10 protein-coding genes are annotated in these 12,562 nt (G+C 74.9%); 5 read left to right on the forward strand and 5 right to left on the reverse strand.

What is annotated here, in order from left to right:
- Positions 1–15 precede the first annotated feature (15 nt).
- Complete coding sequence (locus tag QK440_RS23025; RefSeq protein ID WP_282795075.1) at positions 16–2,490, reverse strand: N-6 DNA methylase; 2,475 nt, start codon at positions 2,488–2,490, stop codon at positions 16–18.
- Positions 2,491–2,824: 334 nt separating this feature from the next.
- On the opposite strand from QK440_RS23025, the gene QK440_RS23030 reads away from it, so the two are divergent.
- On the forward strand, positions 2,825–3,613 hold the full coding sequence (locus QK440_RS23030; protein WP_282795076.1) for a hypothetical protein: 789 nt from the start codon (positions 2,825–2,827) through the stop codon (positions 3,611–3,613).
- 63 nt (positions 3,614–3,676) lie between these two features.
- Here the strand turns inward: QK440_RS23030 and QK440_RS23035 are convergent, their stop codons facing one another.
- Together QK440_RS23035 and QK440_RS23040 are read right to left on the reverse strand one after the other, a co-directional pair.
- The gene (locus QK440_RS23035; RefSeq protein ID WP_282795077.1) at positions 3,677–4,420 is read right to left on the reverse strand and encodes a GNAT family N-acetyltransferase; all 744 of its coding nucleotides are present in this window, start codon (positions 4,418–4,420) and stop codon (positions 3,677–3,679) included.
- Positions 4,421–4,561: 141 nt separating this feature from the next.
- Positions 4,562–5,323: an HNH endonuclease family protein gene (locus QK440_RS23040; protein ID WP_282795078.1), complete on the reverse strand. Its 762-nt coding sequence runs from the start codon at positions 5,321–5,323 to the stop codon at positions 4,562–4,564.
- Positions 5,324–5,570: 247 nt separating this feature from the next.
- Here QK440_RS23040 and QK440_RS23045 point away from each other — a divergent pair, with 247 nt between their 5' ends.
- Positions 5,571–5,708, forward strand: coding sequence for a hypothetical protein (locus QK440_RS23045; protein WP_282795079.1), 138 nt, complete (start codon positions 5,571–5,573; stop codon positions 5,706–5,708).
- A gap of 48 nt (positions 5,709–5,756) precedes the next feature.
- On the opposite strand, the gene mfd is transcribed toward QK440_RS23045, so the two are convergent.
- Positions 5,757–9,296 carry a transcription-repair coupling factor gene (gene mfd / locus QK440_RS23050; RefSeq protein ID WP_282795080.1) on the reverse strand — a complete coding sequence of 1,180 codons (3,540 nt, stop codon included), beginning with the start codon at positions 9,294–9,296 and terminating at the stop codon, positions 5,757–5,759.
- A 145-nt stretch (positions 9,297–9,441) separates the two neighbouring features.
- On the opposite strand from mfd, the gene QK440_RS23055 reads away from it, so the two are divergent.
- From QK440_RS23055 to hutI, 3 genes are all read left to right on the forward strand, one after another.
- On the forward strand, positions 9,442–9,717 hold the full coding sequence (locus QK440_RS23055) for a type II toxin-antitoxin system Phd/YefM family antitoxin (RefSeq protein ID WP_282795081.1): 276 nt from the start codon (positions 9,442–9,444) through the stop codon (positions 9,715–9,717).
- Positions 9,714–9,965, forward strand: a complete 252-nt coding sequence (locus QK440_RS23060) for a type II toxin-antitoxin system RelE/ParE family toxin (RefSeq protein ID WP_282795082.1) — start codon at positions 9,714–9,716, stop codon at positions 9,963–9,965. The genes QK440_RS23055 and QK440_RS23060 overlap by 4 nt, the downstream gene beginning before the upstream one ends.
- A gap of 346 nt (positions 9,966–10,311) precedes the next feature.
- Complete coding sequence (hutI, locus tag QK440_RS23065) at positions 10,312–11,481, forward strand: imidazolonepropionase (protein ID WP_282795083.1); 1,170 nt, start codon at positions 10,312–10,314, stop codon at positions 11,479–11,481.
- 24 nt (positions 11,482–11,505) lie between these two features.
- Here the strand turns inward: hutI and QK440_RS23070 are convergent, their stop codons facing one another.
- Complete coding sequence (locus QK440_RS23070) at positions 11,506–12,339, reverse strand: MurR/RpiR family transcriptional regulator (RefSeq protein ID WP_282795084.1); 834 nt, start codon at positions 12,337–12,339, stop codon at positions 11,506–11,508.
- Between the last annotated feature and the right edge of the window lie 223 nt (positions 12,340–12,562).

A 12,562-nucleotide genomic window follows, 5' to 3' on the forward strand; every position in this document is an offset into this window, starting at 1 on the left:
GGGGCCGGGGCGGTGTCACTCCTGAGTCCGCTGGGGGTCCGGGGACACCGTGCCGTCCGTGAGGCCGTCGTACATGCCGCGCACCAGTTGCTCGCCGAGGCGGCCCGCGAGCCGCAGCGCGTCCTCGAAGGCGGCGAGCGCGCGGAACCGCTCGCCGTAGCCGCGCTGGGCGGCAGGCGGCAGGCGCGGCAGTTGGAGGCGGCGTACGTCGAGCCGGGCCGAGGTGGAGGCGTAGCTGCTGGCCTGGCGGTTGTTGGCGGTGCCGCGCAGGAACCCGGCGAGGAACCAGCAGTCGAGCGCGGCCGGGTCGGGCCGCAGCAGGGTCAGGCCGCGGCCGAGGGCGGCGCCCGCGGTGGCCTCGTCGACGACGCGGGCGGCCGCGCCGCCGGAGACGGGGACGACGACGTCGCCGGGCTCGGTGAGCACGGGCCGCTCGGCCTGGCCGGGCGGGGCGTCCTGGGGCGCGGCGGGGGCGGCCGTGGCGGCGGACGCGACCGGGGCGGCGGGGGGCGTGCCGGTGAACACGTCGTGGTCGGTGAGGACCGGCACCCCGGCCTCGGCGGCGCCGGCCCCGCCGGTGTGGATCACCAGGGCTCCGGCGCGCGCGAGTTCGCCGACGGTGGTGAGCGGCCAGCGCCCCGTGCCGGGGGTGCCGGACTCGGCGGGCGGCGGGGTGAGGTCGGTGGTCAGGCGCAGAGTGGCGCCGAGCCGGTCGCGGACCTCGCGCAGCTCGTCGGCGCCGCCGCCCGCGGCCCGGGGCGGCAGCCTGCGCGCGGGCGCCAGGTCGACCTCGTCGTCGAGCAGGTCGAGCACCGGCACCGACAGCGCGAACCCGGGGATCTCCGCGAGGGTGCCGTGCCGCTCGAAGCGGTGGTACACGTCCAGCACGGCGTCCTGCACCGGCGACCACGCCCGCGGGTCGCGGCCGTCGGTGTGCCTGCTGTCGGCGTGCCGGCCCTCGGTGCGGCGGCCCTCGGTGCGGCGGCCCTCGGTGCGGCGGCCCTCGCCGTACCGGCCGTCCGTGTACCGGCCGTCCGTGTGCCTCCCGTCGCCGGTGACCGCCTCGGCGGCCTCCACGAGCAGCGCCTCGGACGCGGGCGGCGCCCCGGGGCCCGGGCGGCGCAGGACCCACACGTGCAGCGGCAGGTTGTACGGCGGCGCCGCGCCCGGCGGCAGCGCGACCACCGCGCGCAGGGCGCCCCGGCGCAGCAGGTCGGCGCGGATCCGGCGGCCGGAGCGGCGCGAGGCCGCGGCGGGCGGCATCAGCAGCACGGCGGTACCGCCGTCGCGCAGCCGGGCCAGCGCGTGCTGCACCCAGGCCAGTTCGGACTCGGTGCGCGCGGGCAGGCCGTACTCCCAGCGGGGGTCGTACGCAAGTTCGTCGTGGCCCCAGTGGCGGTCGTTGAACGGCGGGTGGCACAGCACGGCGTCGGCGGCCAGGTCCGGGTGCGCGTCGGCGCGCAGCGTGTCGGCGGCCGCGGTGCGCACCTCGGCGTGGGGCTCGCCGCCGAGGGCCAGGCGCAGCGCGGTCAGCGCGGCCAGGTCGGGGCTGCTGTCCTGGCCGTACAGGCGCTGCCCGGGGCGCGGTGCCACGGCGCGCAGCAGGGCGCCGGTGCCGCAGGCGGGGTCGAGCACGGTCCGCGCGGGCCCGGCGAGCGCGGCCATGAGGTCGGCGGGGCCCTGCGGGGTGAGCGTGTACTGGCGCGGGTTGGCGTCGAGGTGGCGGCCGAGCAGGAACTCGTACGCCGTGTGCGCGCCGGTCTCGGCGGCCAGCTCGGCGGCCGAGCGCAGCAGCGGGACGGACGGCAGGAGTTCGGGTGTCGCGGGCACCCGAACGCCCCGGCCGCGCCGGTGCCTGCCGAACCGCGGCGTGAGCACGGCGTCCAGCGCGTCCGGGAGCAGCCGGGCCAGGTGCGCGTCGGACACAGCGCTCAGCCGCAGCCAGTCGGGGTGCCGGTCGTGCACGAGCAGCAGGGCGCAGCCGGTGTGCAGCAGGGCGGTGACGGGGCCCGCGGGGTGGCCCGCGAGCTGCTGCCAGACCCGTTCGCGCAGCGGCACCTCGGAGAGCTTGCCCTGGCCGCGCAGCCACCGCTCGACCTCGGCGAGCGCGAAGGAGGGGCTGGTGTCGGTGCCGCCGACGGGCTTGGGGAAGTCGGCGTGGCGGCGGCGCCAGTTGCTGACGGCGGCGCGGCCGACGCCGGCGAGGCGGGCGATCCCGGCGGCGGTCACCTCGGTGACCGCGGTGCCGCCCGCGCCGTCGGGTGCGCCGTGGGGTGCGTTGTGGGGTGCGCCGTGCGCGCCGCCCCTGGCGAGCGGAGGTGCGTCGGCCTTGGCACGAGCGGCCGCGTCGGGCGAGGCGGAACCCCCTGCGGCCTCCCGGGCACCGGCCCGCGCGGTGTCGCGGGCGGCCTGCGGGGCACCGGCCCCGATGCCGCCTTCCGCCCCGGTCTCCGCGACCCCCCTGGTGTCGCCCCTCGTGTCACCCCCCATGTCGACCTCCGTGTCGACCCCCGTGTCGACCCCCGTGTCGACCCCTGTGTCGTCCCCTGGCCGCGTCGGCCCGCTGGTGACCACTGGCCCGCCCCTCGTTGCTCGGTCCTCGTCCTGCGCGCGTCGGCCCTCGTGCGCGGGAGGCGTCGGTCACCGCTTCCCGCGAACGCGGTCTTCCCCTTGATCGCGCGCGTGCGCCGCCGAGCTTACCCACGACTGGGGCGGCAATGCAGTTCACGGGCGTGGACGCCACTTTCCTTGTGAACCGTGTTGACTCGGTTCACACGCTTCTGGTCTGATAGCCGCGCTCAACACGAACTCCCTGGGGGGACTCATGCACACGCACCGCACGGCCTTGACCGCGCTCTGCCTCGTCGCCACGGCGGCCGTCACGCTGACGGCCTGCGGCGACGACGGCGACGGCAACAAGGGCGGCAAGAAGGCGGGGCCCAAGGCGTCGGCGACCGCGAAGAAGGAGCCGTTCGCCGACCTGTCGGGGCCGCAGATCATCGACAGGGCCCTGAAGGCGACGACCGGCGCGTCCTCGCTCCGTATGAAGGGGTCCATGGCGAGCGACGGCGGCCCGGGCTCCATCGACCTCGCGCTCGACACCAAGGGGCAGTGCGTCGGCAGCATCGGCACACAGGGCGAGGGCTCGATCGACCTGATCGGCAAGGGCGACACCGTGTACATGCGGTACGACGCCGCGTTCCTGCGCTCAGAGATGAAGGGCGAGCCGAAGGCCGAGGTCGACGGGGCGATCGAGATGATGGCGGACCGCTGGGCGAAGACCACCACCAAGGGGTCCGAGAAGAAGGAGTTCGCCGAGTTCTGCGACCTGAAGACCGTGCTCGCGGACTTCGAGGACACCGGCTCGGTGGCACGCAAGGGCAAGCCGGCCACCGTCGACGGCGTCCCGGCGCTGACGCTGCACGAGACCGACGGCAAGGACAGGGCGACGCTCTACGTGGCCACCGAGGGCGAGCCGTACCTGCTGAAGACCGTCAACGAGCCCGGCGCGGGCAAGAAGCCGGACACGCTCGTCCTCACCGACTTCGACAAGCCCGTCAAGGCGACCCCGCCCAAGGGCGACGTCCTCGACCTGGACGAGCTCCAGGACTGACGCCACCGGAGACGTGCGCGAAACCGGGACCCGGCGCGACACCGGGGCCCGGGCCGGAGTCCGTCACAGGGCGTGCCGCACCCACACGTTGGGCTCCACGTACACCGCGTAGCCCCGCTCGGGCACGCAGTGCACCGGCACCAGCGCGCCCGGCACCTCGACGAGGCCCTCCCGGTCGAACGGCAGCCCCGTCCAGGCCCGCCACTGCGCGAGCGTGCCGGAGACGGTCATCGACACCGGGGCCACGCGTTCGATGACGCCGCCCTCCCGGACGTGGACGCGCAGCCACGGGTCGTACGGGAGCCCGTCGTCGCGGGTGCGGCGCGCGTACTCCTCGATCGGGGTGGCCGGCTCCTGGTGCTTGGCGTTCGGCCGGACCGGCGCGACGACCTGAGTGAAGCCGTGGGCGCGCGCGTTGTCCCGCAGGGCGCGGAGCATCAGGCCGGACAGGCCCCGCCCCTGTGCCCGCGGGGCGACCGCGACCTCGATGGCGCTGACCGTGTCCGGCTCCCGGCCGTGGCGCAGGTCGGAGAACGCCCACAGCATCACCTGGTCCCAGCCGCCGCCGGGCAGCTCGCCCCGCCCCTCGGCCGCCAGCGCGAACGGCACGCTGAACGCCCGCGCGACCACCTGCTCCCGCTCGTCCACCGCGACGAGCACATAGCCCGGGAAGTCCTTGGCTATGCGCCCCATCAGCGACCAGGCGACCGGGTCGTACTGGGTGAACTCCGCCCAGGAGTCGTCCATGGCCCACATGGGGTCGGCGAGGTCCGGCCGCTCGGCGAGGGAGGCTGTCGTGATGTCCACGGCAGGCACGCTAGCCGCGCGCGGACGGCACGGAAACCGAATAAACGCCCCTGCGCCGACACCCCGTTCCCGCAGGTCGGCGCGGTGCCGATCGGCCCGCGCCGCACCGCGGGCCGCCGCGTCCGGGCCCTGCCCGGCGGATCAGCGCGCGCGGAACCGGCCCGGCGCCTCGGTGGGGTTGCCGCCGCCGGGCAGCTTCTCGTCCGGACAGCGCGTCAGGACCCGGCGCATCGCGTCCCGTTCGGCGCCCGTCACCCACAGCCCGTACTTCTTCTTCACGGCCACCTGCCGGGCCACGTACGCGCACCGGAAGCCCTTGTTCGGCGGCAGCCAGGTGGCGGTGTCGCCGTCGCCCTTGCCGCGGTTGGGGCCGGCGTCGACGGCGAGGAGGTTCAGCGGGTCGTTGGCCAGGGCGATGCGCTTGCCCGCGTCCCAGCGCTGCGCGCCCTTCTGCCAGGCGTCGGAGAGGGCCACCACGTGGTCGATGTCGACGCGGCTGCGCCCGCGCGTGAACGTCACGTCCTTGCCGGTGTACGGATCGGGCGCGAGCCTGCCCGCGGTGACGACACAGCGGCCGTCGCGGAACTTCACGCCCGTCAGGTCCCGGCGGAGTATGTCGTCCCGGGTGCCGCAGCCGTTGGAGTCGGTGTCGGCCCAGGGGCTGCCGAACCGCGCGCGGTCGAAACCGGTCCTGGGAGCCCGGCCCTTGACGGTGAGGGTGTCCACGGCCGCGAGCGCGGCCCCGGCCCGGGCTCCGGAACCGGCGGCTCCGCCGTCGCGCCCGTCCTTGCCGCCGCCGTTCCCGCCGTCGTTCCCGCCGTCGCAGGCGGCCGCCCCGCCCAGAACGGCGACCAGTACGACAGCGCAGGCGGTAGTACGGCGCCTCGAGCCCCCGAGCCTCACGGAATGTCCCTCCCCTTGGTACGGCGGTACTGCCGCACGGCTGACCGGCCGCACGGCTGACCGGCCACCACCGTAGCCGGGCCCCGGTGGCCTCGGGAAACGCCGCCCCCCGCCCACCGTCGCGGCAGCCCCGGTTACCCCGGAGGTAATCGACCGCCCCTCCGCGCCCCGGCAGGGTGGAGAGCGTCAACGGGCCCCGGCGGCCCCGCGCGCGGGGCCCGCCCCACGCACGAGAAGGAGACCCGCCATGACCACGGAAGCCCTGACCACGGAAGCCCTCACCTCGCCCCGCGCCACCGCCGCGGACACCCCCCGCCCCACCGCCGAGTGCGCCGCCCGGATCAAGGACCCGGTGTGGTACCCGGTCGCGGATACGCCCGGGTGAGCGTGGACCCGTACCTCGTGAGCGGGCGGGACCCCGTACGGCCGCGGCTCACGACCCCGGCACCGATGTCAGGAACTCCCCCACCCAGGCCAGGAGTTCCCGCCCGACCAGCGGCTTGCCGCCGACCTTCGCGGTCTTGGGACGCGGTACGAGCACCTGGTGCGCGGCCGCCTTGATGACCGAGCCCGGGTAGAGCCGCTTCAGGCGCAGCTCCTGGGACTCGCGCAGCTCCACCGGCGCGAAGCGGATGTTGGTGCCCTGGAGGACGATCTCGCCGACGCCGCAGGCCCGGGACAGCATCCGCAGCCCCGCGACCAGCAGGAGGTTCTCCACCGGCTCGGGCAGCTTGCCGTAGCGGTCGGTGAGTTCCTCGCGCACGGACGCGATGTCCTCCTCGGAGTTGGCGGAGGCGATGGCCCGGTACGCCTGGAGGCGCAGCCGCTCGCCGGGCGCGTAGTCGTGCGGGACGTGCGCGTCGACCGGCAGCTCGATCTTCACCTCCAGCGGCGGCTCCTCCTCCACGCCGCCCTCCAGGGCGGCCCGGTAGTCCGCGACGGCCTCGCCGACCATCCGTACGTACAGGTCGAAGCCGACACCCGCGATGTGCCCGGACTGCTCGCCGCCCAGGAGGTTGCCCGCGCCGCGGATCTCCAGGTCCTTCATCGCCACGTACATGCCCGCGCCCATCTCCGTGTGCTGGGCGATGGTCGCGAGGCGTTCGTGCGCGGTCTCCGTGAGCGGCTTCTCCGGCGGGTACAGGAAGTAGGCGTAGCCGCGCTCGCGACCGCGGCCGACGCGGCCGCGCAACTGGTGGAGCTGGGAGAGGCCGAAGTTGTCGCCGCGCTCCACGATCAGCGTGTTGGCGTTGGAGATGTCGATGCCCGACTCGACGATCGTCGTCGACACGAGCACGTCGAACTTCTTCTCCCAGAAGTCCACGACGACCTGCTCCAGGGCCTGCTCGGACATCTGGCCGTGGGCGGTGGCGATGCGCGCCTCCGGCACGATGTCGCGCAGCCGGGCGGCGGCCCGGTCGATGGACTCCACCCGGTTGTGGATGTAGAAGACCTGGCCCTCGCGCAGCAGTTCCCGGCGGATGGCCGCGCCGATCTGCCGCTCCTCGTACGGCCCGACGAAGGTGAGCACCGGGTGGCGCTCCTCCGGCGGCGTCGTGATCGTCGACATCTCGCGGATGCCGGTGACGGCCATCTCCAGCGTGCGGGGGATGGGGGTGGCCGACATGGTGAGCACGTCGACGTTGGCGCGCAACTTCTTGAGCTGCTCCTTGTGCTCGACGCCGAAGCGCTGCTCCTCGTCGACGATGACCAGGCCCAGGTCCTTGAACTTCGTCTCGGACGAGAACAGGCGGTGGGTGCCGATGACGATGTCGACGGAGCCGTCCCTGAGGCCCTCCAGGGTCGCCTTCGCCTCGGTGTCCGTCTGGAACCGGGACAGCGCCCGCACGGCCACGGGGAACTGCCCGTACCGCTCGCTGAACGTGCCGAAGTGCTGCTGCACCAGCAGCGTCGTCGGCACCAGGACCGCGACCTGCTTGCCGTCCTGCACGGCCTTGAAGGCCGCGCGGACGGCGATCTCCGTCTTGCCGTAGCCGACGTCGCCGCAGATCAGCCGGTCCATGGGGATCGACTTCTCCATGTCCTCCTTGACCTCGGCGATGGTGGTGAGCTGGTCGGGGGTCTCCGCGTACGGGAAGGCGTCCTCCAGCTCGCGCTGCCAGGGCGTGTCCGGGCCGAAGGCGTGGCCGGGCGCGGCCATGCGCGCGGAGTACAGCTTGATCAGGTCGGCGGCGATCTCCTTGACCGCCTTCTTGGCGCGGGCCTTGGTCTTGGTCCAGTCGGCGCCGCCGAGCCGGTGCAGGGTCGGGGCCTCGCCGCCGACGTACTTGGTGATCTGCTCCAGCTGGTCGGTGGGGATGTACAGCCGGTCGCCGGGCTGGCCGCGCTTGGCGGGCGCGTACTCCACGACCAGGTACTCGCGGGTCGCGCCCTGCACGGTGCGCTGCACCATCTCGATGTAGCGGCCGACGCCGTGCTGCTCGTGGACGATGTAGTCGCCGGACTCCAGCGTGAGCGGGTCGATGGTCTTGCGGCGGCGGGCGGGCATGCGCGCCCCGTCCTTGCCCGCGGCCTTCTGCCCGGTCAGGTCGGTCTCGGTGAGCACGGCGAGCCGCAGCGCCGGGTCGACGAAGCCGTAGTCGATCGAGCCGCACGCCACGTGCACCACGGACGGGGTCAGCTCGGTCAGGTCCCCGTCCAGGCGGGCCGCGATGCCCTCGCCGCCGAGCACCTCGACGGTGCGGGCGGCCGGGCCGTGGCCCTCGGTCACGTACACCGTCCGCCACCCGTCGGCCAGCCAGCCCTTGGTGTCGGCGAGGGCCTTCGCGGTGTCGCCGCGGTACGTCTCCGGGGCGTGCATGCCGAGCTTCAGCGTGTCGGTGTCGCCGTCGTCGGCGGTGGCGTCGGCGGCGAAGGGGCTCACCGACCACCACATCATGCCGAGCTCGCGGGCCCGCTCACGGACGTCGGCGATGCCCCACAGGGACGCGGCGCCCACGTCGATGGGGGCCTCGCCGCCGCCGGCGGTCGCCGCCCAGCTCGCCTGGAGGAACTCCTGGCTGGTCGCCACCAGGTCGGCCGCGCGCGTCCGCACCCGCTCCGGGTCGCAGACCACCGCCATGGACCCCGCGGGCAGCACGTCGAGCAGCAGCTCCATGTCATCCACCAGGACCGGGGCGAGGGACTCCATGCCCTCCACCGCGATGCCCTCGGCGATCTTCCCGAGCAGCTCGCCCAGCTCGGGGTGGCGCTCGGCCAGGGCCGCGGCCCGCTCCCGCACCTCGTCGGTCAGCAGCAGCTCCCGGCACGGCGGCGCCCACAGGCCGTGCTCGGCGACCTCCAGGGACCGCTGGTCGGCCACCTTGAAGTACCGGATCTCCTCGACGTCGTCGCCCCAGAACTCCACCCGCAGCGGGTGCTCCTCGGTGGGCGGGAAGACGTCGAGGATGCCGCCGCGCACGGCGAACTCGCCGCGCTTCTCCACGAGTTCCACCCGGGCGTACGCGGCGGCCGCCAGCGCCCGCACCGTCTCCTGCAGGTCGGCCGACTCTCCCGTGCGCAGCGCCACGGGCTCCAGGTCGCCGAGGCCCTTGACCTGCGGCTGGAGCACGGAGCGGATGGGCGCGACGAGCACGCTCACCGGGCCCGTCTCCGGGTCGTCCGCGCGCGGGTGCGCCAGGCGCCGCAGCACGGCCAGACGACGGCCGACGGTGTCGCTGCGGGGGCTGAGCCGCTCGTGCGGCAGCGTCTCCCACGCCGGGTACTCCGCGACGCCCTCGGACGGCAGGAGCGTCCGCAGCGCCGCGGCGAGGTCCTCGGCCTCCCGGCCGGTCGCCGTCACGGCGAGCACCGTCCGCTTCGCCTCCCGGGCCAGCGCGGCCACGGCGAAGGGCCGGGCCGCGGGAGGGCCGACGAGGTCGATGTGGTGCCGATGGCCGTCGGCGGCGGCCGTCACCGCTTCGGCGAGGGCCGCGTCCTTGACGACGGCGTCCAGCAGTCCGTGCAGGGTCATGAAGGGGCATCCCGTCCGGGGGCGTGGGCAACGCGAACCACCCGACACGTCTCACGGGCCGGGGGCTTCCAGAGTACGTCTCCGCGATCGCCGCCGCTCGAATGAGGGACTGTACAGAAGGCGCGGGAAGCGTACGGTTGTGTCCATGAGTGAGACGCTGCCCATCACGGAGGCACGAGCCCGGTTCGGCTCTCTCGTGCGCCGGACCGCACATGCGCGGGAACGCATCACCATCACGGACCACGGCCAGCCCGCCGCCGTCTTCATAAACCCGGCAGAGCTGGCGGAGATGGAGAAGCGGCTGGCGGACCTCGAAGACGACCTCGCGGTGGAGCGCTACCGTGCCCGCAAGGCCGCCGGCGCCGTCGTCGGCATCCCGCAGGACGAAGCCCGTGCGCGTCTGGGCCTGGACCGCACTTGAGCTATCAGGTCTTCTGGGAAGAACCGGCGCTGGGCGTCGCGGCCCGCTTCATGAAGGACGATCCTGACGGGGTGCGGCACGTATTCGCCGCGACCGACTTGCTCGCCTCAGACCCTCGGCCCGCCGGAACAGCCGAGTACGGTTCACCCAACTTACGCCGCATGCACGTAGGCCGGTATCGCGTTCTGTACGAGCTCACGGAGAGCACCGTCACCGTGATGGTGCTCCATCTCGGGCGAACCGCCTGACCGAAACCAAGCGCCGGGGGGGGGGGGGGGGGGCGCCGCCGCGCCCCCCCCCCCCCCCCCCCACCCACCCCCCAACCACCCATCAATCACCCCCAATCACAATCACATACTTTAACCCACCCCCCCCCCCCCCCCACACCACCACCCCCCCCCCCCCCCCCCCCCCCCCCCCCCCCCCCCCCCCCCCCCCCCCCGCCCGCCGGGGTGGGTTGCCCGGGGGCGCCGCCCCCCCCCCCCCGGGGGGCCGGGGGGCCCCCCCCCGGTCTTCCGCCCCGGGGGGGGGGGGGGGGCCCCCCCCGCGAGGGCCCGCCCACCCGCACCCGACGAACAGGCAGGACCCACCCCCATGACCACCACCGCCATCCACAACATCGGCACCCTCGTCACCAACGACCCCACCCTCGGCAAGGGCCCCCTGGGCCTCCTCCAGGACGCCGCCGTCGTCCTGGACGGCACCAGCGTCGCCTGGGTGGGCCCCACCGCCGAGACCCCCGCGGCCGACGAGGCGTACGACGCCCAGGGCCGCGCGGCCCTCCCCGGCTTCGTGGACTCGCACTCGCACCTCCTCTTCGCCGGCGACCGCACCCAGGAGTTCAACGCCCGCATGGAGGGCCGCCCGTACGAGGCGGGCGGCATCCGCACCACGGTGGCCGCGACCCGCGCCGCCACCGACGAGGCCCTGGAGGCGAACCTCACCCGCTACCTCGCCGAGGCCCTCCGCCAGGGCACGACCACGTTCGAGACGAAGTCGGGCTACGGCCTGACCACCGAGGACGAGGCCCGCGCCCTGCGCGTCGCGGGGCGCCACACCGACGAGGTGACCTTCCTGGGCGCGCACATCGTGTCGCCCGACTACGCCGACGACCCGGCGGCCTACGTCGACCTGGTGACCGGGGAGATGCTTCAGGCCTGCGCCCCGCACGCCCGCTGGATCGACGTGTTCTGCGAGAAGGGCGCCTTCGACGGGGACCAGGCCCGGACGATCCTGACCGCCGGGAAGGCGAAGGGCCTGCACCCGCGCGTACACGCCAACCAGCTCGGCCACGGCCCCGGCGTGCAGCTCGCCGTGGAGCTGGACGCCGCCAGCGCCGACCACTGCACCCACCTCACCGACGCCGACGTGGACGCCCTCGCGCACAGCGACACCGTGGCCACGCTGCTGCCGGGCGCGGAGTTCTCCACGCGCGCCCAGTGGCCCGACGCGCGCCGCCTGCTCGACGCGGGCGCGACCGTCGCGCTGTCGACGGACTGCAACCCCGGCTCGTCGTTCACGTCGTCGATGCCGTTCTGCGTCGCGCTCGCCGTACGGGACATGGGCATGACCCCGGACGAGGCGGTGTGGGCGGCGACGGCCGGCGGCGCGGCCGCGCTGCGCCGCACCGACGTCGGGCACCTGCGCCCGGGTGCCCGCGCCGACCTGGCCCTGCTCGACGCGCCGAGCCATGTGCACCTGGCGTACCGGCCGGGCGTACCGCTGGTGTCGGCGGTGTGGCGCGCGGGCACCCGCGCCGTCTGAACGAGACCCGCGGCCGGGCGGCCGCTACTCCGCGAAGAGCCCCCGCTCGGCCGCGCCCACGTCGAACTCCTCCAGGCGCGCCTGCGCGTCCGGCAGCGCGTCGCACATGGCCTCCAGGAGCGCGCGGCCGAGCAGCATGGGCGCGCAGGCCGTGTCGAAGGCGAGGCCGGTGCCGACGGCGGCGGGCAGCAGCACGTCGGAGTGCGCGGCCACGGGCGCGAAGGCGGAGTCGGCGACGGTGACCACGGTGAGGCCCGCGCCCTGGGCGTGCGCCAGCGCGTCGACGACCTCCCGGGGGTGGCGCGGCAGCGCGAAGCAGAGCAGGGCGGTGGCCCCGGCGCGCACCGCCGCGTCCAGGCGGTCGGTGAGCATGGAGCCGCCCTCGTGCAGGAGCCGCACGTCGGGGTGGACCTTGGCGGCGAAGTACGCGAAGCCGTAGGCCTGGGAGGCGGCGGCGCGCAGCCCGAGGACCGGCAGGGGGCGCGAGGCGGCGAGCAGGCGGCCCGCGCGCTCGACGGGCGCGGGGTCGGCGAGCAGCTCCGCGAGGTGGCGCAGGTTCTCGATCTCGGCCTCGACGGCCTGCTGGTACTCGTTCGCCGCGGTGTCCTCCGCCGCCTCCGCGGGGGCCACGTCCCGCAGGTGGCGCCGCAGCGCGGGGTAGCCGTCGAAGCCGAGCGCGACCGCGAACCGGGTCACCGACGGCTGGCTGACGCCCGCGAGGTCGGCCAGCTCGACGCTCGACAGGAAGGGCGCGTCGGCGGCGCGCCGCACCATGCAGTGGGCGATGCGCCGCTGCGTGGGCGTGAGCCGGTGCCCTTCGAAGAGCGCCTGAAGCCGTGCCGCCGGACTGTCACCCATGCCCTGGCCTCCCCTGATCCGCCGTACGAGTGTGCATCGCCTTCCCCGTGGTCCGCGCCCGGGCATTGACAATCTATTCAGACTACGAGAACTCTGCATGAGGTTATACAGCCCCGCAAGCAGCCGCGCGGCCCGCCACGGCCGCGCGCGACCGGGCACCCGCCCGTGAGGAGCGCAGCGCAGGCCATGGCAGAGTCTCTCGTGGAGCGCCGCTCCATCGACG

Source organism: Streptomyces sp. CC224B, from assembly GCF_030010595.1.
GTDB lineage: Bacteria > Actinomycetota > Actinomycetes > Streptomycetales > Streptomycetaceae > Streptomyces > Streptomyces longispororuber.

Bases quoted from the DNA above. Each gene is read 5' to 3' on its own strand.
- QK440_RS23025 (WP_282795075.1), bottom strand. From the start codon at position 2,490: ATGGGGGGTGACACGAGGGGCGACACCAGGGGGGTCGCGGAGACCGGG.
- hutI (WP_282795083.1), top strand. From the start codon at position 10,312: ATGACCACCACCGCCATCCACAACATCGGCACCCTCGTCACCAACGAC.
- mfd (WP_282795080.1), bottom strand. From the start codon at position 9,296: ATGACCCTGCACGGACTGCTGGACGCCGTCGTCAAGGACGCGGCCCTC.
- QK440_RS23045 (WP_282795079.1), top strand. From the start codon at position 5,571: ATGACCACGGAAGCCCTGACCACGGAAGCCCTCACCTCGCCCCGCGCC.
- QK440_RS23070 (WP_282795084.1), bottom strand. From the start codon at position 12,339: ATGGGTGACAGTCCGGCGGCACGGCTTCAGGCGCTCTTCGAAGGGCAC.
- QK440_RS23055 (WP_282795081.1), top strand. From the start codon at position 9,442: ATGAGTGAGACGCTGCCCATCACGGAGGCACGAGCCCGGTTCGGCTCT.
- QK440_RS23030 (WP_282795076.1), top strand. From the start codon at position 2,825: ATGCACACGCACCGCACGGCCTTGACCGCGCTCTGCCTCGTCGCCACG.